The sequence below is a fragment of the Paraburkholderia caballeronis genome (assembly GCF_900104845.1).
GTDB lineage: Bacteria > Pseudomonadota > Gammaproteobacteria > Burkholderiales > Burkholderiaceae > Paraburkholderia > Paraburkholderia caballeronis.
The window spans coordinates 933,556-957,625 of record NZ_FNSR01000003.1; the positions used below are offsets into that span (position 1 = coordinate 933,556).

Below are 24,070 nucleotides of genomic sequence, written 5' to 3' on the forward strand. Positions count from 1 at the left end.
GAAATCCACCATCGCATTCATAAATGCAATGGAATGGTGCGCTGGATATTCAAAATCGGGATTTCAGCCAGCCGGACGCCCCAAAACGAGCGCCGCGCCTTTCTCAGAAATCAGTCGAATAAAGCCTGCCGCCAATCCGGTTCGAAACGGCCTGCCCGAAACGGGTCATGCACCGGCCAGACGATCGACGGTGATCTCGTCGATGCGGTCGGTGCAGATCGAATCGACTCCCCATGCCGCCAGTTGGCGCGCACGCTCCAGTTCGTTGACCGTATAGACGAGGATTCTCAACCCTGCCGCCTTGATCCCGGCAACCCGCGCTTCGTCCAGCGCGCGATGATCGACGTGCAGCGAAACGCAATCGAGACTCTCCGTCTGCTCGCGCCAGTCGGGCGGCAACGCACCGAACAGCAGGCCGCGCGGCAGCGCCGGCGCGGCGTCCCGCGCCGCAGCCAGCGCCTGACAGGAAAACGACGACAGTAGCGGCGCGGGCTCGCCGCGTTGCCAAAGAGATGCCGCCTGTTGTGCGACGACCCGGCCTGTCAGCGTCTCGCGACCGGGGCTCGGCTTGATCTCGATGTTCGCCGCCACGCCGAGTTCCAGGCAGGCGCTCGCGACCTGATCGAGGGTCGGCATGATTTCGCGTTCGAAACCCGCGTCGAACCAGCTTCCCGCATCGAGCCGGGCGATCGACGCATAGTCCATCCGCGCCGCCGCACCCTGGCCGTTGCTCGTGCGATCGACGGTATCGTCGTGCAGCAGGAACACGACGTCGTCCGCGGACAGCTTCGCGTCGAACTCCACCATCTTCATCCCGAGTTGCGCGCCGAGCCGGATGCCGGCCAGCGTGTTTTCGGGCGCCAGCGTGCCGCCGCCGCGATGCGCGACGACGCGCGGATACGGCCATGCGGGCGCACGGCCTTTAACGGAGCCAGTCAGCGGTTTCGAGTCGCTCATCACACGCGCAATCCAGTAGTTGAATCGAAGAAGTGCAGACGCTCGGGCGGCAGCGCGATTTCGACCTGCGCGCCGGTCGACGGACGATCGGCCGCCGGCAGACGCCATACGATTTCCTGCTCGCCCAGGCGGCCATGCGCCAGATTATCCGCGCCAAGCAACTCGCATGTTTCCACCGCCAGCGACACCGACGAAACACCGCCGCCCGGCGCGATGTGTTCCGCGCGAATACCCAGCGTGTAATCGCGTCCCGGCTCCAGCCGCGCCACGACGGACGCGCCATGCCCCGCCGCGTCGGCAGACCCGCTTGCTTCGCCAAGCGGCAGACGGGGGCCGCCGGTCGCCGCCTCGAAGAAACGCCGGTCGGCCGAAACGCGGCCTTTCACGAGGTTCATCGCCGGCGAGCCGATGAAGCTCGCAACGAACTCGCTGGCCGGCGCTTCATAAACCTCGCTGGGGACGCCGATCTGCTCGATGTGTCCGCCGTTCATCACGACGATGCGATGCCCGAGCGTCATCGCCTCGATCTGGTCGTGCGTCACGTAAAGACTGGTCGTCCGCAGCCGCTGATGCAGGCGCTGGATCTCGAAGCGCATCTGCACGCGCAGCTTCGCATCGAGATTGGACAGCGGCTCGTCGAACAGAAACACGGCCGGCTCGCGCACGATCGCCCGCCCCATCGCCACCCGCTGGCGCTGGCCGCCGGACAGGTCCCGCGGGCGGCGTTCGAGCAGCTTGTCCAGTTCGAGAATCTTCGCCGCGTTCGCGACCCGCGTGTCGATCGCGCTACGCTCCATGCCCCGGATCTTCAACCCGTAGGCCATGTTCTCCGCGACGTTCATATGCGGATAGAGCGCGTAGTTCTGGAACACCATCGCGATGTCCCGGTCCTTCGGCTCCAGCTTGTTGACGACCCGCCCGCCGATCGAGATCGTGCCGTCGGTCACGCTTTCGAGGCCGGCGACCATCCGCAGCAACGTCGACTTTCCGCAGCCCGACGGACCGACCAGCACGACGAACTCGCCGTCCGCGACGTCGAGATTCACCGCATGCAGCACCGTCGCCTTGCCGTCGTAGCTCTTGCGCACACCGTTGAGCGTCAGCGCCGCCATGGCTTCCTCTTCCGCATCGATCCGACGCCCACCATGAGAATTCCTTTTGCTGTCATTTTTCTGAATCGACCAGGCCGCGAACGAACCACCTCTGCATCGACAGCACGACGACGAGCGGCGGCAGCAGCGCGAGCAGCGTCGCGGCCATCACCCGATGCCATTCGGTCGCGGCATCCCCGCTCGCGATCATGCTCTTGATGCCGATGACCGCCGTCGTCATCGACTGCGAGTTCGTAATCAGGATCGGCCACAGATACTGGTTCCAGCCGTAAATGAACGTGATCACGAAAAGCGCCGCGATGTTCGTTTTCGAAAGCGGCAGCACCACGTCCACGAAGAAGCGCATCGCGCCCGCCCCGTCGATGCGCGCGGCTTCCATCAGTTCGTCCGGCAACGTGAGGAAGAACTGGCGGAACAGGAACGTCGCCGTCGCCGATGCGGTCAGCGGCAGCGTCAGCCCCGCATAGGTGTTCGACAGGTGCAGCGTGGACACGACCTGCACCGTCGGGAAGATCCTCACTTCGACCGGCAGCATCAGCGTCGAGAAAATCACCCAGAACGACACCGTGCGAAACGGAAAGCGGAAAAAGACGATCGCATACGCCGAGATGATCGAAACGGCAATCTTGCCGACCGAAATCACGAGCGCCATGATCACGCTGTTGAGCAGCATCCGCCCGAACGGCGCGGCCGCCGTTCCGCTGCCGTGCGTCCATACCGCGACCACGTTCTCGATCAGGTGCGTGCTCGGGACCAGATGCAGCGGCACGGTGAACACTTCCGCCTCGTTCATCGACGCGGCGCAGAACGCGACGTACACCGGAAATACGATGATCGCGATGCCGGCAATCAGCATCGCATGACAGAACAGATCGAAGCCGCGACGATTTTCGATCATGAGTATTTCACCTTGCGCTCGACGAAGCGGAACTGCACGACAGTCAGCCCGACGACGACGAACATCATCACGATCGACTGCGCGCCCGAACTGCCGATGTCGAGCCCCTGAAAACCTTCCGTGAAAATCTTGTAGACCAGCGTCCTGGTTGACTGCCCCGGACCGCCGCCGGTCGCCGCGTCGATGACCGGCAGCGTGTCGAAAAACGCGTAGACGAGGTTCACGACCAGCAGAAAAAAACTGACCGGCGACAGCAACGGCAATGCAATGCCGAAGAAGCGCCGCACGGGTCCCGCGCCGTCGATCGCGGCCGCTTCCATCAGCGAGCGCGGAATGGCCTGCAGGCCCGCGTAGAAAAACAGGAAGTTATAGCTGATCTGCTTCCAGACCGACGCCAGCACGATGAGCGTCATGGCCTGGCCGCCGTTCAGCGCGTGATTCCAGCTAATGCCGACCTTCGCCAGCGCGAACGTGACGATGCCGATGCTGGGGTTGAACAGGAACGCCCACAGCACGGCCGCAATCGCCGGCGCGACCGCATACGGCCAGATCAGCAGCGTCCGGTAGATGAATTTGCCGCGCGTGACACGGTCGGCCATCGCTGCGAGAAACAGCGACACGACGAGGCCGATCACCGTCACGAGCGAGCTGAACACCACCGTCGTGCGAAACACGTCGAGGTACAGCGGATCCGCGAACAGGCTCTTGAAGTTCGCAAGCCCCACGAACTCGGATGAAATGCCGAACGCATCCTGGGACGACATCGACTGCCACAGCGCCACGCCTGCCGGCCACAGAAAAAAGACGGCCGTGATCGCCAGTTGCGGGGCGATCAGCAGGTAAGGCAGCCACCCCGCGCCAAAATTCGTTCGACGTTCCATCGGATCGCGCGCTCCTAGTTCGCCGTCTTCTCGAAGCGGCGCAGGAGTTCGTTACCGCGCGTGTTCGCGTCGTCGAGCGCCTGCTGCGGGGTCTTCTTGCTGGCCCAGACCTGTTCCAGCTCCTCGTCGACGACCGTGCGAATCTGCGGCATGTAGCCGAGACGCAGCCCGCGCGTGAACGGCAGCGGCGGCTTGTTCAGCATCTGCCTGATCGCCGTTTCCGAGCCGACGTTCGCATCGTAGAACCCTTGCTGACGCGTCAGGTCGTAAGCGGCCTTCGTCACCGGCAGATAACCCGTGTCCTGGTGCCACTTCGCCATCACCGGCGCCGACGTCAGGTACGACAGGAATTGCGCCACGCCCTTATACGTATCGGCGTTCTTGCCGCCCAGCACCCAGAGGCTCGCGCCGCCGATGATCGCGTTCTGCGGCGCACCCTTGACGCTCGGGTCGTACGGCATCATGCCGGTGCCGAACTGGAACTTCGCATATTTCTGGATGTTCGCCAGCGCGCCGGACGACGCCATCAGGATGCCGCAGTCGCCGCTGTAGAACTTCGCGTTCGCTTCGTCCTTGCGGCCGACATACGTGAACGTGCCTTTGCCGACCATGTTTTGCAGAAACGCGATGTGCGCGACCTGTAGCGGCTTGTTGATTTCGAGCTGCGCGTCGGTGCCGTCGAAGCCGTTGTTGCGCGTCGAAATCGGCGCGGCATGCCACGCGCTGTAGTTTTCGATCTGGATCCAGCCCTGCCAGCCCGTGGTGAATCCGCAGACCGCGCCGGACGCCTTCAGCTTCGCCGCGTCGTCGGCGACTTCGGCCCACGTCTTCGGCGGCGTCGCGGGATCGAGACCGGCTTTTTTGAACGCATCCTTGTTGTAGTAGAGCACCGGCGTCGAGCTGTTGAACGGCATCGACACAAGGTGGCCGGTCTTCGCGTCGCTGTAGTAGCTCGCGATCGTCGGCACGAATGCCTTCTCGTCGAACGGCACGCCTGCCTTTTTCATCACGTCGTACACCGGCACGATCGCCTGCTTCGCCTGCATCATCGTCGCGGTGCCGACTTCATAGACCTGCAGGATCGCCGGCGCGTCGCCGCTGCGATAGGCAGCGATGCCGGCTGCCATCGTCTGGTCGTACGAGCCCTTGAAGACCGGAACTATCCTGTACTGGCTTTGCGACGCGTTGAACTGCGTGGCGATGTCGTTCACGCGCTCACCGAGCTGGCCTTCCATCGCATGCCAGAACTGGATTTCAGTCGCCGCATGAGCGCCCTGCATCAGCCCCGCCAACATCAGCGCCGCCGACGCCGCCCGCAAGGACATCCTCACCCCGCCGTTCCGCTTGTTCTCTCTTTTCATGGAATTCCCTTCGTTCTTCAGAGTTCTAAAAATTTCGCAACGCGGAGCCCACGGATCGTCTGTCTGCACGACGATTGCAGCGCCCTCCCCAAGGCATGCAATCTCTGCGGCGCTGCCCGGTTCAGAACGGTTTCACCTGACCGACGACGTCGTTCTCATCCACCGCGATAAGTGCCATTGCGCGAACAACGAATGTTCAGGCGGCACAAGTTACATAACGTCTATTTCATCGGCGTGACAATCGGCACTTAATCGGCACGTTTTTCCATGTCAATAATTTGTTGAACTATCTATTTTTTACATGGAATATTATCCTGCCGTAATCCGGCAGATATCCGCGTCCAATCGACACAAAACAGTTGGCGCGCAATGCGCACCGACAACACGGCCCCGTGTCGTCAAGAACCCTGAACAAGACGACGCGCGCTATTGTTCAATGCGTGGCGGAAGCGTCAGCGCTGGCAAACCAGCGGTCGAGCGCCGCCGTCGCCGAACCGAGCCTTCCCGCTTCGACACGCAACCCGAGTTTCGTGCGTCGCCACAGCACGTCGTCCGCGCAGGTTGCCCATTCGACGTCGCGCAGATAACGCAACTCCGCTTCGTGCATGCCGGCGGCGATCTCCGCGCCGAGATCGTCGATGGACTTCGCATCGCCGATCACACGACTCGCACGCGTGCCGTAAGCTCGCGCATAACGACGCGCGAGCACGGCGGGCAGCCACGGATAACGGCGCGCGAACCCGTCGGCAAACGGCTCGAAACGCCCACTGTCTATGTCTCCGCCCGGCAGCGGCTTGCCTGCCGTCCATGGTCCAGCGGACTGGCCGAGCGCGTGGCACAGCAGACCGCATGCCTCTTCCGCGAGCTTGCGAAACGTCGTGATCTTGCCGCCGAACACGGATAACAGCGGCGCACCGTCGCTGTCGTCCAGTTCGAGGCGATAGTCGCGCGTAATCGCGGACGGATTGCCGGTGTCCTCGCCTTCGAGCAGCGGACGCACGCCGGAATAACTCCAATGCACGTCGGCGGGTGAAACCTTGCGCCTGAAATAGCGGTTCACCGAGTCGCACAAATAACGCGTCTCGTCGTCCGATATCGCAACCTGCTGCGGATCGCCGGTGAATTCGGCGTCGGTCGTCCCGATCAGCGTGTAATCCTGCTCGTACGGAATCACGAAAATGATCCGCCTGTCGGGATTCTGGAAAATGTACGCGTGATCGTGATCGAACAGACGCTTCGTGACGATGTGACTGCCCTTCACGAGACGCACGCCATGATGCACGTCCTGACCCAGCGCGCCGCCCAATACTTCGCCGACCCACGGACCAGCCGCATTCGCCAGCGCGCGGGCGCGCACGGCGATGATCGAACCGTCCGCGCGACGCATCTGCGCGAGCCATTCGCCGTTCACCCGCTTTGCGCTCACGAGCTTCGTGCGCGTGTGGACCGTCGCGCCGCGCTCCTTCGCATCGAGCGCATTCAGCACGACGAGGCGCGCATCGTCGACCCAGCCGTCCGAATAAACGAACCCGCGCATGATCGTGTCGACCAGCGGCGCGCCCGACTCGTGGCGGCGCATGTCGATCGCGCGCGACCCGCGCAGCAGCTCGCGCTTCGCGAGGTGGTCATATAGAAAGAGCCCGACGCGGATCAGCCACGCCGGTCGCCGGTTCGGCACGTACGGCATCACGAACCGCAGCGGATGCATGATGTGCGGCGCCATTCGCAGCAACGTCTCGCGCTCCTGCAACGCCTTGCGCACGAGACCGAACTCCCGGTACTCCAGATAGCGCAGCCCGCCGTGAATCAGCTTGGTGCTGGCCGACGACGTGTGCGACGCGAGATCGTCCTGTTCGCAAAGGAACACGGACAGCCCGCGCCCGGCCGCATCCCGCGCGATGCCCGCGCCGTTGATCCCGCCGCCGACGACAAGCAAATCGTAATGATTCTGTTCGGTCATCTGCGGTGCCGGGAGGTGTTCGGAAAAGCCAGAAATGTGCGAATTCGAACTTTAATGAACGAAATCGAAAAAGTAAAGTTCGTTCGGAAGGGAAGCGAAGCGGGGGTATTGCCGGTGCGAAGGGTCGTTCGAGGCAACCGGCCAGGCGGGCAGCCAGGCACGATCGTGCGGCCGCGTTGGCGTAGCGGCAATGAAGGAAAGCCAGGGAGGAAAGCGGCCGAAACCGAAAGACGCCCGAGATAGCGCAACACGCGGCCCGGCTCAACGAGCCGGAACCGGAGCTAGTCCGCGACGTACACCTGCGTATTCGCTGCCGCCGCGGTTTCCGTCATCTCGGTCGGCAGCGGTTTGTCGGTGAACAGCGCATGAATCTGGTTCAGATGCCCCTGGCGAACCAGCGCCGGCCGGCCGAACTTCGAATGATCGGCGACCAGATAAACGAGCCGCGCATGCTCGATGATCGCCTCCGCAACGCGAACCTCGCGCGTATCGAAGTCGCGCAGCGTGCCGTCCGCCTCGATCGCGGACGTGCCGATGATCGCGTAGTCGACCTTGAACTGGCGAATGAAGTCGATCGCCAGTTCGCCGACGATCCCCTTGTCCCACGGCCGCACGATACCGCCTGTAATCAGCACCTCGCATTCGGGGTAGCCGCTCATCATGTTCGCGACGTTCAGATTGTTCGTGATTACGCGCAGGCCGCGATGATGACCCAGCGCGCGCGCCACTTCCTCGGTCGTCGTGCCGAGATTGATGAACAGCGAGGCCTGATCCGGGATATACGACGCGACCAGCGTCGCGATGCGCCGCTTCTCTTCATGGAACATCCGCTGGCGCGCGGTGTACGACACGTTTTCGGAACTTGTCGGCAGCGTCGCGCCGCCGTGATAGCGCCGCAGCAGGCCCTGATCCGCAAGCTGGTTCACGTCGCGGCGAACGGTCTGCGGCGTGACGTCGAAGTGCGACGCAAGATCGTCGATGGTCACGAAGCCTTCGCGCTGCACCCATTCGATCAGTTCCTGCTGGCGGGCATTCAGGGTGAAGCGGGGGTCTCGGGCCATGATCCGGTTCGGAAGTTCGGAAAGAAGCGGCCCCTATTGTAAGCGGTGTTCGAACGAACCGTGCGGGACAGACCCATCCGGACAAGCCCTTGCCCGGACCCGCGCGCACTACGGGAAAGAGCGGGTGGAACAGATGAAACGAGGCTGGAGACGGCGCCCACCTCGACGTGAACGACTTAAAGCAAAACGGGACGACAACCCTCACGGCCTGCCGTCCCGCGTGTTCGAACGAACAATCGCTATCAGCCCAGTTGGACCGGCACCGACATCTGCGCGCCGTCGCGTGCGATCACGATCGACACGCGGCCGCGCGAACCGGCAATCATCTGCCGCAACTCGTCGACGCTGCTCACCGCCGTGTCGTTCACGCCGACGATGATGTCGCCCGGTTGCAGCCCCGCGCGCGCCGCCGGTCCCTGAACCTGTTCGATCAGCAGACCCGAATCCACGCCGGCCTGTTGCAGTTCGTCGTCCGTCAACGGCCGCACCGCGACCCCCAGCTTCGCCGGCGCCGCATGCGGACGCGGCTCGGCGCCCGCTGCGCGCTGCGCCGACGACTGCGCGGTCCCGACCGTCAGCGTCAGCTTCTTCTGCGCGCCGTGGCGCCAGATCTCGATCGGCACGTCAGCGCCCGGCGTCAGTTGCATCACGCGCGACGGCAGTTCGTTCGCATCCGTCACCGGCTGTCCGTTCAGCGACAGGATCACGTCGCCGTTCTGGACGCCCGCGGCGGCGGCAGGACCATCGGGATCGACGGAGCCGACCAGCGCGCCGCGCGGCGTATCGAGACCGAGCGACTTCGCCGCGTCCTGATCGAGCGACTGCACGCCGACGCCGATGCGGCCGCGGCTCACCGAACCATGCTTCACCAGTTGATCCTTCACGTGCATCGCTTCGTCGATCGGGATCGCGAACGACAGCCCCTGGAAACCGCCGGTGCGCGAATAGATCATCGAGTTGATGCCGATGACCTCGCCCTTCAGGTTGAACAGCGGGCCGCCCGAGTTGCCGGGATTGACCGGCACGTCGGTCTGGATGAACGGCGTCGCCGCGTCGTCGGACATCGTGCGCGCCTTCGCGCTGATGATCCCCGACGTGACCGTGCTGTCGAGCCCGTACGGCGAGCCGATCGCAACGACCCACTCGCCGACCTTGCTCTGCGACGGATCGCCGATCTTCACGGTCGGCAGACTGTCCGCGTCGATCTTGAGCACCGCGACGTCGGTCGTCTTGTCCGCGCCGACCACCGTCGCATGGAACGACCGTTTGTCCGCGAGCCTGACCGTCACTTCGTCCGCGCCGTCGACGACGTGGCAGTTGGTCAGGATGTAGCCGTCGCTGCTGATGATGAAGCCCGAGCCGAGCGCCGAACTCGGCTGATCGCTGCCGTCGGCGGACTGGCCTCCCAGATGCTTCACGCGGATGTTGACGACCGCCGGCCCGTAGGCGGACACGATCGCGGAGAAGTCCGGCGTCCCGGAAGGGGCGACGGACGGGGCTGCGGACGGCACCTGCGCGGCGACCGGCTCCAGGCCCTGCACGATCGGCTGTCCGCCGACGGCGTTATGATGCCCGGCCGCATACGCGCCGAGAACCGCTACCGCGAAGCCGGCGACCACCACGCCGCGCGACCGAGTCTTTGCTTCCATAGTGCTCGTGCAACCCTTCAGTTTCAGGAAGGCGTACGGTACGTGCGGGCGCTTAAAGGAATCTTAAACATTCGATTTTGCGGATCGACAGCCGTCATCGTACTTTCCCCAGGTTGCGAAACGCGCGTTGTCTCCCCGATCAATCGACTCGTGGATCGGGCAACGATCGTCGCGCACGAACAAATAAACGGCACCCGAAATCGCGCCAGCACCGCCCGCGCTCATTCATTGTGATTCGAATGAATCGGCATACCGCCCACGTCCGGCTCGCAACCGCACCCACGCCGACACCGATCATCGAAATCGAAATCGAAAGCCGTTACGTTTTGTTACCCATCCGTCGGCTAGCTGACGTCCGGCTTAACCGGGTTGACATGATGCGTCCCTAACCTTCTGAGAAGGATGCGAACGACGGCCCCAATCGTCTCCCGCACAACGATTCTCATTTTTCCATCTGCCACTACCCGCCATGCTCAAGAGACCGATCCTTCTCTTCGCGTTGCCCGTCGTACTGTGCATCACGCTGTCCGCCTGCGGCGGCGACGACACCGTCGCCGCTTCGTCGAACGCGCAGCAGGACAGCGGCGTGACGAACAGCGCGCCGTCCGGCCTGCGCTCCGCGCCGTGAAAACAGAAAACAGCCCCGTATCCCTTCTCGCTCACCAGGACCCACAATGACCGTCAACAACAACCGTCGCAGCTTCCTGATCAAGTCGGCGCAAGCCACGAGCGCCGCCGCGGCCCTGTCGATGCTTCCGCCGTCGATCCGCAAGGCCTTCGCGATTCCCGCGCATCATCGCAAAGGCACGATCGAGGACGTCGAGCACATCGTCGTGTTCACGCAGGAGAACCGCTCGTTCGACCATTACTTCGGCGCGATGCGTGGCGTGCGCGGCTTCGGCGACCGCTTCCCGATCCCCGTGCCGAACGTCTCCAATCTCACGGGCAAGACGGTCTGGTATCAGCGTTTCGACGGCGGCACGCCGGCGATCCTGTCGCCGCAGCACAACGACACCGGCGCGAACTTCAGCCTGATCCGGACCGCCGACACGCCGCATCTGTATCCGGACGCGCAGGGCGCATGGGACGGCGGGCGCATGAGCAACTGGCCGCAGTACAAGAAAAACGCGTCGATGGTCTATTACACGGACCAGGACATCCCGTTCCAGTACGCGCTCGCGAATGCGTTCACGATCTGCGACCACAACCACTGCTCGTTCACCGGCGGCACGAACCCGAACCGCTGCTACATCTACACCGGCACGAACCACGGCCGCGACAACCCGAACAAACCAGGCGTCTACAACGGCCCGGCGCTCGACAACAGCTACAACAACATCGCGAACGGCCCGATCGCCGAAGGTTATACGTGGACGACCTATGCGGAGCGCCTGCAGGCGGCCGGCATCACGTGGCAGGTGTACAAGCCGTCGACCGAGGACTATTCGCTGAACTCGCTGCTCGGCTTCAAGAACTTCCGCGACGCGAACGCCGCGAGCCCCGCGACCCGCACGCAGTGGCAGCAGCAGTTGTATGCGCGCGGCATCCAGACGCGCGAGCTGTCCGACCTGAAGGCCGACGTGATGGCCGGCACGCTGCCGCAGGTGTCGTGGATCTGCGCGACGTCGTCAGGCTCAGAGCACCCGAGCGCATCGAGCCCGCTGCAAGGGGCGAACTACATCGCGGAAGTGCTCGACGCGCTGACCGCGAATCCGGACGTGTGGAGCAAGACGGTGCTGCTGCTGCACTTCGACGAGAACGACGGCTTCTTCGACCACGTGCCGCCGCCCGCGCCGCCGTCGTATTCGACGTACGACCCGAACCCGGCGCGCGCGCAGTTCGCCGGCGCATCGACGGTCAATCCGTTCGACGACTATCTCGGCGACGACGTCGGCGGCATCACGTCGACGCTGCCGTACGTGCATCATCCGTACGGAATGGGGCCGCGCGTGCCGATGTACGTCGTGTCGCCGTGGAGCCGCGGCGGCTGGGTGAACTCGCAGGTGTTCGACCACACATCGACGATCCGCTTCATCGAGAAACGCTTCGGCGTGTTCGAGCCGAACATCAGCCCGTGGCGTCGCGCGGTGGCCGGCGACCTGACGTCGTGCTTCGACTTCAGGAACCCGAACAACGACAGTGTGATGTCGCTGCTGCCGCCGACCGCCGATCTCGACGCGAAGAGCCGCACGCTGACGAAAACCACGACGCCGGTCACGCCGGCCGAACCGTCGCTGCCGGTGCAGGAAACCGGCGTGCGCCGCTCGCGCGCGCTGCCGTACGAACTGCATACGAGCGCGCGGGTGCCGCTCGGCGGCGGCGACGTCGAACTGATCTTCGCGAACAGCGGCGACGTCGCCGCCGTGTTCCACGTGTACGACCGCAACCATCTGGACGCGCTGCCGCGCCGCTACACCGTCGAGCCGGGCAAGCAGTTGAGCGGCCACTGGGACGTCACCGCCGACAACGGCGCGTATGACCTGTGGGTGCTCGGCCCGGCCGGTTATCACCGGCATTTCACCGGCCGGCGCGCGGTCGCCGGCGCGAATCCGGAAGTGCAGGTCGCGTACGATCCGAACAACGGCAATCTGTATCTGAAGGTGCACAACACCGGTTTCGCGCCGGTCGAGGTGACCGTCACCGCGAACGCGTATTTCGACCACAAGCCGTGGACCGCGCGCGTCGAGCCGCGCGGCGAAACGATCATGCACTGGCCGCTCCAGCAGTCGGGCCACTGGTACGACTTCACGCTGACCGCGAAGGGCTTGCCGGGCTACACGCGCCGCTTCGCGGGCCGCGTCGAGACGGGCAAGGACGGCATCTCGGATCCGGCGCTGGGCGGCAACGCGATCGGCAACCAGTTGAAGGTCAGCGCGTAAAGGCAGTTATCCGAAACGATGCGGCCGGCGCCGCGTCGGCCGTGCCTGCGCACGGTCCGGCGCGAAGCCGGCCGCGTTGTATTGCATTGCGTTCGCGGAAACCGCCAGCGTCACGCGTGCGAACTGACGCTCACCCCGCGCACCCACGTTTCCAGTTGATCCGCCGGCATCGGCCGCCCGAGCAGATACCCCTGCAACACCGGGCATCCATGGTCGAGCAGGAATTGCCGCTGCGTGTCGGTCTCCACCCCTTCGGCGACCACCTTCATCCGCAACATCTCGCCAATGCGCAGCACCGTCGCGGTCAGCGCACGCGCCGAGTCGCTGTGATCGAGGTCGCGCACGAAGCTGCGGTCGAGCTTCAGTTCGTCGAGCGGCAGCTTGTGCAGCACGCCGAGGCTCGAATATCCGGTGCCGAAATCGTCCATCGACAGTTTCACGCCGAGCCGGTGCAGATCCGCGATCATCGACGCGACCATCGGCTCGTCGCTCAGCATCACGCTCTCGGTCATTTCGAGCGTCAGGTCGCGCGGTTGCAGCCCGTGGGCCAGCAGCGTGCGCGCGACCCGATCCGCGAGCATGCAGTCGCGGAAATCGCTCGCGGACAGGTTGATCGAAATGCGCGGGATATCGACGCCGCGCGCGCGCCAGTCCGCGAGTTGCCGGCACGCCTGCTCCATCACCCAGTTGTCCAGTTCGCCGATCAGCCCGCATTCCTCGGCCAGCACGACGAAACGCGCCGGCGACACCGCGCCGAGCGTCGGATGCTGCCAGCGCAGCAGCGCCTCGACGCCGTCGAGTTCCTGCGCGTTCGCGCCGCCGAACTGCGGCTGATAGCACAGCGTCAGCAGATCGCGTTGCAGCGCGACGCGCAGGTCCGCTTCCAGCAGCGCCTGCTCCTGCACGTAGCGGTTCATCTCCGCGCGAAAGAAGCTGTAGCCGCCCGGCCCCTGGCCCTTCGAGTGATACATGGCGATGTCCGCGTGGCGCAGCAGCGTTTCGACGTCCGGGCCATCGACCGGGAACATCGCGATGCCGACGCTCGCGCTCGCGTGGATCGTCGCACTGCCCACGACGACCGGCTGCGCGATCGCCGCCAACAGCCGCTCGGCGACGTTCTGCGCCTGCTGCGGGCCGCAGTGCGGCAGGATCGCGACGAACTCGTCGCCGGCGAGGCGGCCGAGCAGATCGCCTTCGCGCAGCACCGACTTGAAGCGGCGGCCGGTCTCGCACAGCACCTCGTCGCCGGTCGCGTGGCCGCGCGTATCGTTCACGCGCTTGAAACGGTCGAGGTCGATGAACACCAGTGCGAGATCCCAGCCGTCGTTGCGCGCGTCCTTCAGCAGCCCTTCGGCCTCGGCTTCGAGCATCGTGCGGTTCGGCAGGCCGGTCAGCGTGTCGCGAAACGCAAGCTGATGGATGCGCGCGCGGGTCCGTTCGCGTTCGAGCAGCAGCGCGCACAGGCTGAGGCCGATTTCGACGAGGCTCTGATGGAACGCGACCGGGCCGTGATGATCGCGGTAGTAGAAAGCAAACGTGCCGAGCACCGTGCCGTCGGTGCCTTTCACCGGATACGACCAGCACGCGGCCAGCCCGAGCGGCTGCACGAGATCGCGGTAGGCGGTCCATAGCGGATCGGTCGCGATGTCGGTGACGGCGACCGGCTCGCCGCGCCACGCGGCGGTTCCGCACGAGCCCGCGCACGGGCCGATCGGCTCGCCGTCCATCAGCCGCGTGACCGATTGCGGCAGGCGCGGCGCGGCGAGCGTGAAGAGCCGCCCTTCCGCGTCGACGCGCAGGAACGACGCCGTCACCTCCGGCGCGATCCGCTCGACCTCGACGCACAGGATCCGCGCGACCTCGGCGGCCGGCAATTCGCGCGCCATCGCGTCGAGCACCTTCTGCTGAAGCTCCTCGTGCATCTTGGTCAGCGTGATGTCGGTGAGCACCGCGAGCACGTTGACCGGCTGGTTCGCGTCGTCGCGCACGACGGTCATGCCGATGCACAGCCAGATCGGCCGGCCGGCCTTCGTGTACAGCAGCACGTCATGGCGAAACGCATCGACGAGCGGCTGCCGCTCCGCGATCCGGTGCAACTGCTCGACCGCGTCGGCGTCGGTGTGCAGGCCGACGAACGATTCGAACAGCCGCCGTCCGGCAACTTCGTCCAGTTCGTAACCGAGCATCTTCGTGATCGCCGCGTTCACGAACGAAATGCGCCCGTCGAGGCCCGCGACGATCACGCCGTTGTCGCTGCTGTTCACGACCATCGCAAGGCGCAGCCACTCGTCGCGCTGGCGCTGCTGGTCGGTCACGTCCTTCACGAACGCCGCGCGAAAGCGCCGGCCGGCCACGTCGAATTCGCAGACCGACAGCGCGCCCTGGCGGATCGCGCCGTCCGGACGCTCGATCGGCACGTCGGTCGCGCTCGCGCCGAGCCCGTCGATATGCTCCGGCAAGACCGCGAGCGCCGCGTGGCCCGCGAGATCGGCCGGCACGCGTTCGCCGGATGCGCGAAACCCCTGCGGAAACAGCGCGCCCGCGTGACGCCCCTGCACCGCGGAAGCGGTCAGCCCCCACAGGACCTCGGCCGCCGGATTGATGAAACCGACCTCGTCGTGCTCGTCGACGAGCACGACGGCGTCCGGCACCTGCGCCAGAACCTGGACAAGAATTTCGGCTGCGTCCGCATTGCTCATGTCTTCGCCCGCCTTTTCGGTGTTGCCGCCGGACCGCGGAACCACGCCCGCGAAGGTTCGCATCGGCCGCGCACCGCCACCGGCGCGGGCCACTGAACGAGAATAGCGCAGCCATTGCCGGAACACTATGCCGGAAGCCGCGCGCGAATGTGCGGAACCCGCCGTTCGCGCGACGTATAGGGCCGGCGCAGCTTCCGTGCTCGACGGGAAGGATGCCGAAACGCGCAACGAAACCCGCCCGGTTCCGGCCACCGAAGGCCATTCGAAAGGTCGCCGCCGATCGAGCCCGCCGATCGAGCCCGCCGATCGAGCCCGCCGATCGAGCCCGCCGATCGAGCCCGCCGATCGAGCCCGCCGATCAAAACCCACCGATCAAAACCCGCCGCCGCAAAAACCACCGCCGCAAAAACCGCTCAACGGTCCGCACGCGCCGCCGCCGGCGCGCCGCTGCCCGGATCGTCGATCCGCCAGCCGCCGCCCATCGCGCGAAACAGCGCGACTTGCGCCTGCACCTCGGCCGCCTGGTCGCGCACCTGCGCGGACCGGCTTTCGAGCAGCGCGACCCGCGCGTCGTCCACCTCGGCGCGCCCCGCGTCGCCGACCGCCAGCCGCCGCGTCACCTTGTGCAGCGCCGTCTCGCGTTCGGCCACTTCCGCGTCGCGCATCCGCCGCTGCGCGGTCTGCCGGTTCAGCCGCGCGAGCGCCCGCTCGACGTCGTACAGCGCCGCGAGCGCCGTCCGCTCGTACGCCTGCAACGCCTGGTTCGCGCGCGCGTCGGACAGCTCGATCTGCGAGCGCCGCGCGCCGAAGTCGATCAGCGGCAGCGCCGCGCCCGCGCCGAACAGCCAGAACGTGCTCGGCCCGATCGCCTGGCCGGCGAGATCGAGCCCGTTGCGCGCGAGCAGCGCGCTCAGCGAGAACGTCGGCCAGTAGTTGAGCCGCGCGACGTCCGACTGCGCGATGCTCGCGCGCAGCCGCGCCTCGGCGGCGATCAGGTCCGGCCGGCGCATCATCAGGTCGACCGGCTGCCCCGGCCCGATCGCCGGCAGCGCCGCCGGCAACCCCGCATCGCCGGCGAGCAGGTCGCCGAACGCGCCCGGCTGCTGCGCGCACAGGTTCTCCAGTCCGAGCCTTGCCTGCGTGATCGCCGCGTCGATTTCCTGCTGCCGCGCGCCGACCTGCGCGAGCGCCGCCTGCGCGACGTTGATGCTCGTGCTCAGCACGACGCCGGCCGTATAGCTCCTGCCCGCGATCGCGACGAAGTCGCGCGCGATCGCCTCGCTCTGCGCGAGCAGCGCGCGCTGCCGGACCAGCGCGCGATACGTGACGTACAGATCGGCGACCGCCGACGCGACCGCGAGCCGGACCGCCTGCGCGTCGCCGGCGGCGGCCGTCGCGAGCGAGCGCGTCGCGGCAAGCCGCGCGCGATTGCGGCCGAACACGTCGACCTCCCATTGCGCCTGCACGCCGACGCGCCACATCTGCACGGTCAGGTCGTTCACGCCGAGCAGCTGCTGCAACTCCAGTTCCGTTTCGCCGCCGTGATAACGCAACCCCTCGACGCCCGCGCCGACCATCGGAAAAAGCTGCGAGCGCGCGGCGACGATCGTCGCGCGCGCCTCGTCGAGCCGCGTCGCCGCGAGGCGGATGTCGTGGTTCTGCGCGAGCGCGAGCGTCACCAGCTGCGTGAGCGTGCCGTCGTGGTAGAGCGTCCACCATTCGGCCAGTTGCGCGTCGCTTTCGACCGGCGTCGCGGCCTGGGCCGCGTCGGCTTCCGCGAACTTCGGCGGCAGCGGCTGCGCCGAATCGAGCCGCAATGGCCGGTAGCAGCCGGACACGAGCAGCGCCGCAAGCACGCACGCGGCGGCGGCACGCGCGGCCGCGCGAGCGCCGCCGGGTCCGCGTCCGCACCGCCGTCTGGGTGCAAGTGCCGGTGCGGGGCCACGTCCACGCCCCGGCCCGCGGGCACATCCGCATCGATCACCGGTTCTCACGCCCGTCTCCCGCCGGCGCGGCGTCGCCGCTCTCCGTGTCGCGAATCGAGAAGAACTGCGCATACAGCGCCGGCACCGCCACCATCGTCAGCACGGTCGCGAACGCGAGGCCCGCCATCATCGTGATCGCCATGTCGCGAAAGAACGGGTCCCACAGCAGCGGCACCATCCCGAGTATCGTCGTGCCGGCCGCGAGGCCGACCGGCCGCAGCCGGCTCATCGAGCCGTCGACCACCGCCCGCATCCGCGGCACGCCCGCCGCGATCTGCGCGTCGAGTTCCTGCACCAGCACCACGCCGTTCTTGATCATCATGCCGACGAGGCTCAACAGCCCGAGCAGCGCCATGAAGCCGAACTCGCCGCGAAACACCAGCAGCCCGAACGTCACGCCGATGATCGCCATCGGCAGCACCACCAGCACGACGAGCGCCGACCTCACGCGCGCGAACATGAACAGCACGATCAGCACCATCGCGGTGAAGCCGATCGGCAACTGGCGAAACAGGCTCGCCTGCGCCTGCGCGGACGATTCGTGCTCGCCGCCCCATTCCGCGCGATAGCCGGGCGGCAGCGCAATCGCCTCGACGGCGCCGCGCACGCGCTCGAACACAGCGACGCTGTTGCGCCCGTACTCGACGCCCGCGCGCACGGTCAGCGTGCGGATGCGCTCGCGGCGCGCGATCGCGCCTTCGTCGGTGCGGATCGCGAAACCGTCGATCACGTCCGCGAGCGGCAGATACCGGCGCTGCGTCGCGCTGAACACCTGCAGCCCCGCGAGCCGGTCGGTGCCGCGCGCGGCCGTCGGCTCGCCGAGCACGACCGGGATGATCTGGTCGTCCTCGCGGAACACGCCGACCGGCAGCCCTTCGGTCGCATAAGCGAGCACGTCGCTGAACTGCCGCCGCGTGACGCCCGCGTTGCGCGCGCGCACGTCGTCGAACACCGGCTCGACCTCGTCAACCGGCGTTTCCCAGTCGTCGCGCACGAGGTCGATCTCGCGGTCCGCGCGCAGCGCGGCTTCCGTCTGTTCGGCCAGATGGCGCAGCACCGCCGGGTCCGGGCCGCTGAAGCGCACCTGGATCGGCTCGCCGCTCGCCGGGCCGAAACTCGGCCGCGACACGCTCCACAGCGCCTCCGGATGCTCGCGGCGCAGCCTCTCGACGAGCGGCGGCACCAGCGGATCGATGTCCGCCGCGCTGTGCGTCGTCACGATGAACTGCGCATACGCGGGGTTCGGCGTCTCCGGATCGTAGACCAGGAAAAACCGCGTCGCGCCGCCGCCGATGTACGTGCCGACGTGATCGACGCCGCGCTGCGCGAGCAGCAGCGTCTCGACCGCGCGCGTGCGTTCCGCGACGGTGCGGATGTCGGTGCCGCGCGGCATCCGCATGTCGACGTAGAAGATCGGCGTGGTCGACGCCGGAAAGAAGCTCTGCCCGACGAAGCGGAAGCCCCAGAGCCCCGCGACGGTCAGCAGCACGAGCGCCGCGATCGCCCCGACCCGCCGCCGGATCACCCAGTCGAGCGTGCGCCGGTAGCGCACGTAGATCGCGGAGCCGTACGCTGCGCCCGCGTCTTGCGGCTTCGGCCGGAACAGGTAATAACCGGCGAGCGGCGTCAGCCCGACCGCGATGACCCAGCTAAGCAGCAGCGAGATCGCCGCGACGGCGAACAGCGACGCGCAGAACTCGCCGACCGCGTCCGGCGACAACCCGATCCCCGAGAACGCGAGGATGCCGACGACCGTCGACGCGAGCAGCACCCACTGCTGCTGGCGCAGCACCGCGCCGGCCGCTTCGACGTGCGACTCGCCGCGCTCGACGCGCACCAGCATCCCTTCGCAGACGACGATCGTGTTGTCGGTCAGCATCCCCATCACGATGATCAGCGCGCCGAGCGAGATCCGCTGCAGTTCGATGCCGAACGCGTACATGAGCGCGAGCGTGCCGAGGATCGACAGCAGCAGTTCGACGCCGAGCACCACGCCCGCGCGCCAGCCTAGCCCGACGCCGAGCGCGATGCCGACGATCGCGACCGACAGGAACACGTCCATGATGAAGCCGCGCACGCTCGCATCGACCGTCTCGGGCTGGTCGTACAGCACGTGCAGTTCCATGCCGACGGGCCGGTCGCGCGTGAGTTCGAGCATCTTCGCCTTCACCTCCCTGCCGACCTGCACGACGTTCACGTTCGCGCGCGCGCTGATGCCGATCGTCAGCGCGGGTTCGCCGTTGTAGCGGATCAGTTGCGTCGGGATCGACGCGTAGCCGTAGCCGACGCGCGCGAGGTCGCCCAACTGGATCGGCGCGCCCGGGTTGCCGACCGGCAGCGTCCGCACGCCGTCGAGGCTGTCGAGCAGGCCGGTCGGCGCGATGCGCAGGTTCGCGGCGTCCGCGCGCACGCTGCCGGCCGCGCGCATTTCGCCCTGCAAAAACAGGCCCTGCGCGATGTCGTCGGTGGACAGGTTCGCGGCGGCGAGCGCGGCCTGATCGACGTCGACGCGAACCTGCTCCTGCTGGTTGCCCGCGATCACGACGTCGGACACGTCCGGCAGCGTCAGCAACTGCCGCCGCAGTTCGCGCGCATACCGATGCAGTTCCGCGCTCGTATAACCGTAGCCGGTCAGCGCGTAGAACATCCCGTACACGTCGCCGAAACGGTCGACGACGATCGTCGGCCCCGCGCCCGCCGGCAGGCGCGGCGCGACGTCGGACACCTGGCGGCGCAGTTCGTCCCAGATCTGCGGCAGTTCCGGCGAGCGGAACCGGTCGCGGATGTTCACGCGGACCTCCGAATAACCGGGCAGCGAGCGCGACGTGATGAAATCGACCTGCTCCATCTGCTGGATCGAGCTTTCGAGCAGATCGGTCACCTGGCTCTCGACCTGCTCCGCGCTCGCGCCGGGAAAACGCGTGACGACGATCGCGGTCTTGATCGTGAACTTCGGGTCTTCGAGCCGGCCGATGTTCACGTACGCATAGAGGCCGCCGATCAGGCATGCGAGCGCGATCACCCAGGCGATCAGCGGGCGCTCGATCAACGCGCGCGCGAAACTCATCGAAGGTCTCCGAGTGGCCGCACGGCGTCGCCGTCGCGCAATAGCTGCGCGCCCGCCGCGACGACGCGGTCGCCCGCATGCAGATCGCCTTCGACCACCACCGCGCCGTCCGCCTCGCGCAATTCGCGCGGCGTCACGGCTACCGCATGCACGCGCGAGTCGCCGTCCTGAAGCCGCCAGACGCGATGGCCGCCGTCCGGCGCAACCGACAGCGCGCCGAACGGCACGGTCAGCACCGTCGCCTGCGCCGCCGCCGGCGCGGGCAGCGCGCCGAGCACGCGCACCCGCACCGCCATCCCCGGCAAGAGGCGCACCGACGGCGCACGCACGGTGCTGAACACGAGCCGGTACGACGACGCGCCAGGGCCGCCGACCGTCGAGTTCTCGCGATACGCGAGGTCGAACAGCTGGTCGGGCCGGTCGGGCGTCCACGCCTGCGCGCGCAGTCCGCCGTTCAGCGGCAGCGCCTCGGCTACGCGTTGCGGCAGTTCGATGCCGATGTCGACGCGCGTCGCGTTCTCGAAGCTCACGACCGGCATGCCGGCCTGCACGGTCTGCTCGGTCTCGACGTTGCGTTGCAGGACGCGCCCGGCGAACGGTGCGACGAGCCGCGTGTTGTCGAGGTCGCGCCGCGCGAGATCCCGCTGCACGGCCGCCGCTTCGAGCGCGGTTTTCAACTGGTCGAACGCCGCATCGGACAGGATGTTCTCGTGATTCAGCACCGCCTTGCGGCTCACGTCGTCCGCCAGTTGCGCGTATTGCGCCTGCGCGCGGCGCAGCACCAGCGCATAGGGCACGTCGTCGAGCCGCGCGATCAGTTGTCCCTTCGCGACCGGCTGGCCGTCGCGCACCGCGAACCCGACGATGCGGCCCGGCACCTGAAACGCGAGCGGCGACACGCTCGAACGTTCGACCCGCCCGGCGAACTCGCGCAGCGACGCGGCCGCGCCGCCGCCGACCGTCGCCACCCGCACCGGGCGCGGGCCGGTCTGCGCGCTTTCCTCGCGCTGCCGGCTGCACGCGCCAAGCAGCAGCATGGCCGCCAGCAGCGCGGCCGTGACGGCTTGCGCGGCGCGGCGCGTATCGCCGCCGGCGCGCTCCGTCGCGTCAACGATCCTCGTACCCGCCATGCCACTCTCCCCGCTTCGAGTGCTACCGGTTTGCCGAATGGGATGCCGACTGTTGCAACGAGCTTTCGGATGGACGGCTTTCGAGCCGCGCCTGCGGTCGCGATGACTGCGATGCCGGCCTGGCCGAGCGTCGTCCTCGCACGGCGGCTGCGCGCGGCACGCGAACACGATCCGCGGACGCTGATATCCGGCCCGGGCCATCTTCACGACAGCGGTGACGAGCTTGAAAAACACGGCCTGATGCATCGAGATCGGCACCGGGTACCGGATGTTGCAGAAGCAACCGCCCATCCGTGATCCGAAAGCGGAAGGAAAGCCGGAGCAGCGAGCGAAGCCCACTTTCGTCTGCGCGAGCCTGCGCGGCCGCGAAAGAATCCCGATATCGACGCTCGACGCTCGACCCGGCAGGCATCGCGGCCGACGCGAACAGCGACCGTTCCGACTGGACCCGTGATGCCATCCACCGCAGTTCCGGATAACCGCCGCCGCTCTTCTGAAACGCACCGTCCGGCGGACTCGCCTTCATCGACGCACCGCTGCGCTAACGCGCGATGCTGAAGCCGATCCGGGCGATCCACCGGCGCTTGTTGTAGTCGAGGATGTCCTCGCCGTAACCGTTGAAATAACCGATCCAGAGATAACCGCCCCATGCGTTGCGGAACAGCTTCGCGAGCGGATACGTGAACTGCGTGTCGATGCTGCCGTAGCCGGCTCGCGCGCCCTTGCGCAGCGTCGCCGCGAGTTGCGCGCCATCGGGGCTGCCGTACTTCACCAGCAGATCGACATAACCGCGATAGTCGGCGATGTCGTGGTTCTCGTCGGCCTTCACGACATAGTAGTAAATCTTCGGCGACACCGTCAGATGGGCGGACTGCACGTCGCCGAACTCCCAGGTCGGCCGCACGAACAGGATATCGACGCTGCGCGATTCGGGACCGTCGCGCCCGTTCGACTCGTGGCCGAAACCCGCCATCAACCCCATCTGCGAGAACAGCGGGCTCTTCCAGCCGGTGTCCGGAATCGAGTAGATCAGTTGCGGCATGTAGCTCGTGTCGCGGAACGGACCCGACGTCTTGCGGATGTCCCACAGCGACGTCTGCGTGTACGCGAAGTACAGGTTGTCCACGAAGCCGCGCGAACGCGGATCGTCCGGAATCACGAGCCGGAACTTGAAGCTGAACTGGAAGCGCGCGATGTTCTCGCCGTTCGAACCGTCCGCGAAGTAGATCGGCTCGAACGTGGACAGCCGGCCGCCGAGGAAGCGGTTCACGTCGGGCACCGGCGTCGCCGCCGCGGCGGTGGCGGCGGTCTCGCCGGCCGGCGTCGGCGTTATGTCGCCCGGCGTGGCTGGCGGCGGCAAGCCCGCCGACGCCCCGGCGGACATCGCGCCGGCCTCCGGCGCGGGCTTGCGCGTGAGCAGCACGACGACCGGCGACACGTCCATGCCCGGCACGTCCACCCGTACCGCGCCGCGCGCCCAGTCCGGCCACGGCGCGGAGAAGCGGACCGCCTTCAGTTCGCCGCTCGCGAGTTCGACGCGGGCGGGCGCGCCGGCTTCGCGGGTCAGCGTCACGCGCCTCGGCGGCACGTCGCCGTTCGTCAGCGTGACGTCCAGATGCTCGGGGACCTCGACGCCGGACGGCGTCGGCTGGTCGCCGCTGTAGACGAGCGTGACCTGGAGCGGCGACAGCGTCGTCGCCTCGCGCGGCGGCCGGAGCACCGACACGGCGGCTGCCGCGAACCCCGCATGCAGGCAGCCGAGCGCCGCCGCGACGAGCACCGCCGGCCTCGCGAAACCGTGCCGTCGACGGCCGCCGACGGCACACGCAGCGTGCTCATTCGTTTGAACAAAAGATCGATTCCGCATGGAATGCCTCATTGAACAACGAACCGCTCCGGAGCGCGTCGCGCCTCCCCGCTGTTGCGTCGGTGGAAGCCGGGCATGCGCGAACGTAGCCGCCAGCATGCCTTTATTCCGCGAACGATGTCGGCTGCGTGCCGCATCGCTTGCGATGTCCATGTGTTACGCAGTGCGTGACTTCAGGTCATGCAGTTGCCGGTGGACCGGCGCGGTCCCGGCGCGGGGATTCGCCGCTGTGAACGAATAATAGAGCTTGACACGGCGAGCCTTGAGGAATCAAAGGCTTGGCGATAGGCGTGATCGCGATCCATTGAAATAGAGTTCGACACAATTCCCGACTTGCTCCATGGAAGCGGGCATTTTGCGACAAAATAGTTGGACACAAGTACGGCACGATGCGGGCTAAAGACCGATGGCACTTCACACGCATCACGCCGACCTGGTCTCCTTTCATATGCTCTAGTTAGCGCCGACAGTACCGCCATAACTTCACGATCGCCACATAGGCAAGCGTAGTTGCGACCAGGTTCATCACGACCGTAACCCAAAAAAATAGATCATCGGGGTCAC

At 66.6% G+C, this 24,070-nt stretch carries 16 protein-coding genes; 3 read left to right on the forward strand and 13 right to left on the reverse strand.

Annotated features, from left to right (window positions below; translation table 11 throughout):
- Nucleotides 1-165: 165 nt before the first annotated feature.
- The 8 genes from ugpQ to BLV92_RS30815 form a co-directional block, all read right to left on the reverse strand.
- Nucleotides 166-957 carry a glycerophosphodiester phosphodiesterase gene (gene ugpQ, locus BLV92_RS30780; RefSeq protein WP_090552953.1) on the reverse strand — a complete coding sequence of 264 codons (792 nt, stop codon included), beginning with the start codon at nt 955-957 and terminating at the stop codon, nt 166-168.
- The gene (locus BLV92_RS30785) at nt 957-2,069 is read right to left on the reverse strand and encodes a sn-glycerol-3-phosphate import ATP-binding protein UgpC (protein ID WP_090552954.1); all 1,113 of its coding nucleotides are present in this window, start codon (nt 2,067-2,069) and stop codon (nt 957-959) included. The genes ugpQ and BLV92_RS30785 overlap by 1 nt, the downstream gene beginning before the upstream one ends.
- A 52-nt stretch (nt 2,070-2,121) precedes the next feature.
- A complete protein-coding gene (ugpE, locus tag BLV92_RS30790; protein WP_090552956.1) occupies nt 2,122-2,967 on the reverse strand; it encodes a sn-glycerol-3-phosphate ABC transporter permease UgpE in 846 nt (281 codons plus the stop codon).
- Nucleotides 2,964-3,848, reverse strand: a complete 885-nt coding sequence (gene ugpA, locus BLV92_RS30795) for a sn-glycerol-3-phosphate ABC transporter permease UgpA (RefSeq protein WP_090552957.1) — start codon at nt 3,846-3,848, stop codon at nt 2,964-2,966. The genes ugpE and ugpA overlap by 4 nt, the downstream gene beginning before the upstream one ends.
- Nucleotides 3,849-3,862: 14 nt before the next feature.
- Nucleotides 3,863-5,173 (reverse strand): sn-glycerol-3-phosphate ABC transporter substrate-binding protein UgpB, encoded by a 1,311-nt coding sequence (gene ugpB / locus BLV92_RS30800; RefSeq protein WP_090552959.1) that lies wholly within the window; start codon nt 5,171-5,173, stop codon nt 3,863-3,865.
- A 469-nt stretch (nt 5,174-5,642) separates the two neighbouring features.
- A complete protein-coding gene (gene glpD / locus BLV92_RS30805; protein WP_090552960.1) occupies nt 5,643-7,169 on the reverse strand; it encodes a glycerol-3-phosphate dehydrogenase in 1,527 nt (508 codons plus the stop codon).
- A gap of 281 nt (nt 7,170-7,450) precedes the next feature.
- Nucleotides 7,451-8,230, reverse strand: a complete 780-nt coding sequence (locus BLV92_RS30810) for a DeoR/GlpR family DNA-binding transcription regulator (RefSeq protein ID WP_090552962.1) — start codon at nt 8,228-8,230, stop codon at nt 7,451-7,453.
- A 242-nt stretch (nt 8,231-8,472) separates the two neighbouring features.
- On the reverse strand, nt 8,473-9,879 hold the full coding sequence (locus BLV92_RS30815; protein WP_090552963.1) for a Do family serine endopeptidase: 1,407 nt from the start codon (nt 9,877-9,879) through the stop codon (nt 8,473-8,475).
- Between the two features lie 469 nt (nt 9,880-10,348).
- Between BLV92_RS30815 and BLV92_RS32285 the strand changes: the two genes are divergently transcribed.
- Nucleotides 10,349-10,507: a hypothetical protein gene (locus tag BLV92_RS32285; protein WP_166676728.1), complete on the forward strand. Its 159-nt coding sequence runs from the start codon at nt 10,349-10,351 to the stop codon at nt 10,505-10,507.
- 46 nt (nt 10,508-10,553) lie between these two features.
- The gene (locus tag BLV92_RS30820) at nt 10,554-12,758 is read left to right on the forward strand and encodes a phosphocholine-specific phospholipase C (protein WP_090552965.1); all 2,205 of its coding nucleotides are present in this window, start codon (nt 10,554-10,556) and stop codon (nt 12,756-12,758) included.
- A gap of 110 nt (nt 12,759-12,868) precedes the next feature.
- Here the strand turns inward: BLV92_RS30820 and BLV92_RS30825 are convergent, their stop codons facing one another.
- The 4 genes from BLV92_RS30825 to BLV92_RS30840 all read right to left on the reverse strand — a co-directional run bounded on the left by BLV92_RS30825 (nt 12,869) and on the right by BLV92_RS30840 (nt 21,639).
- Nucleotides 12,869-15,457: a sensor domain-containing protein gene (locus BLV92_RS30825; RefSeq protein ID WP_090553206.1), complete on the reverse strand. Its 2,589-nt coding sequence runs from the start codon at nt 15,455-15,457 to the stop codon at nt 12,869-12,871.
- A gap of 413 nt (nt 15,458-15,870) precedes the next feature.
- Nucleotides 15,871-17,313, reverse strand: a complete 1,443-nt coding sequence (locus BLV92_RS30830; protein WP_167627173.1) for an efflux transporter outer membrane subunit — start codon at nt 17,311-17,313, stop codon at nt 15,871-15,873.
- Nucleotides 17,314-17,437: 124 nt separating this feature from the next.
- Nucleotides 17,438-20,509 (reverse strand): efflux RND transporter permease subunit, encoded by a 3,072-nt coding sequence (locus tag BLV92_RS30835; protein WP_090552969.1) that lies wholly within the window; start codon nt 20,507-20,509, stop codon nt 17,438-17,440.
- Nucleotides 20,506-21,639, reverse strand: coding sequence for an efflux RND transporter periplasmic adaptor subunit (locus BLV92_RS30840; RefSeq protein ID WP_167627174.1), 1,134 nt, complete (start codon nt 21,637-21,639; stop codon nt 20,506-20,508). The genes BLV92_RS30835 and BLV92_RS30840 overlap by 4 nt, the downstream gene beginning before the upstream one ends.
- A 69-nt stretch (nt 21,640-21,708) precedes the next feature.
- On the opposite strand from BLV92_RS30840, the gene BLV92_RS32290 reads away from it, so the two are divergent.
- Nucleotides 21,709-21,936, forward strand: coding sequence for a hypothetical protein (locus tag BLV92_RS32290; RefSeq protein ID WP_167627175.1), 228 nt, complete (start codon nt 21,709-21,711; stop codon nt 21,934-21,936).
- 244 nt (nt 21,937-22,180) lie between these two features.
- On the opposite strand, the gene BLV92_RS30845 is transcribed toward BLV92_RS32290, so the two are convergent.
- Nucleotides 22,181-23,419: a phospholipase A gene (locus tag BLV92_RS30845; RefSeq protein ID WP_244283986.1), complete on the reverse strand. Its 1,239-nt coding sequence runs from the start codon at nt 23,417-23,419 to the stop codon at nt 22,181-22,183.
- Between the last annotated feature and the right edge of the window lie 651 nt (nt 23,420-24,070).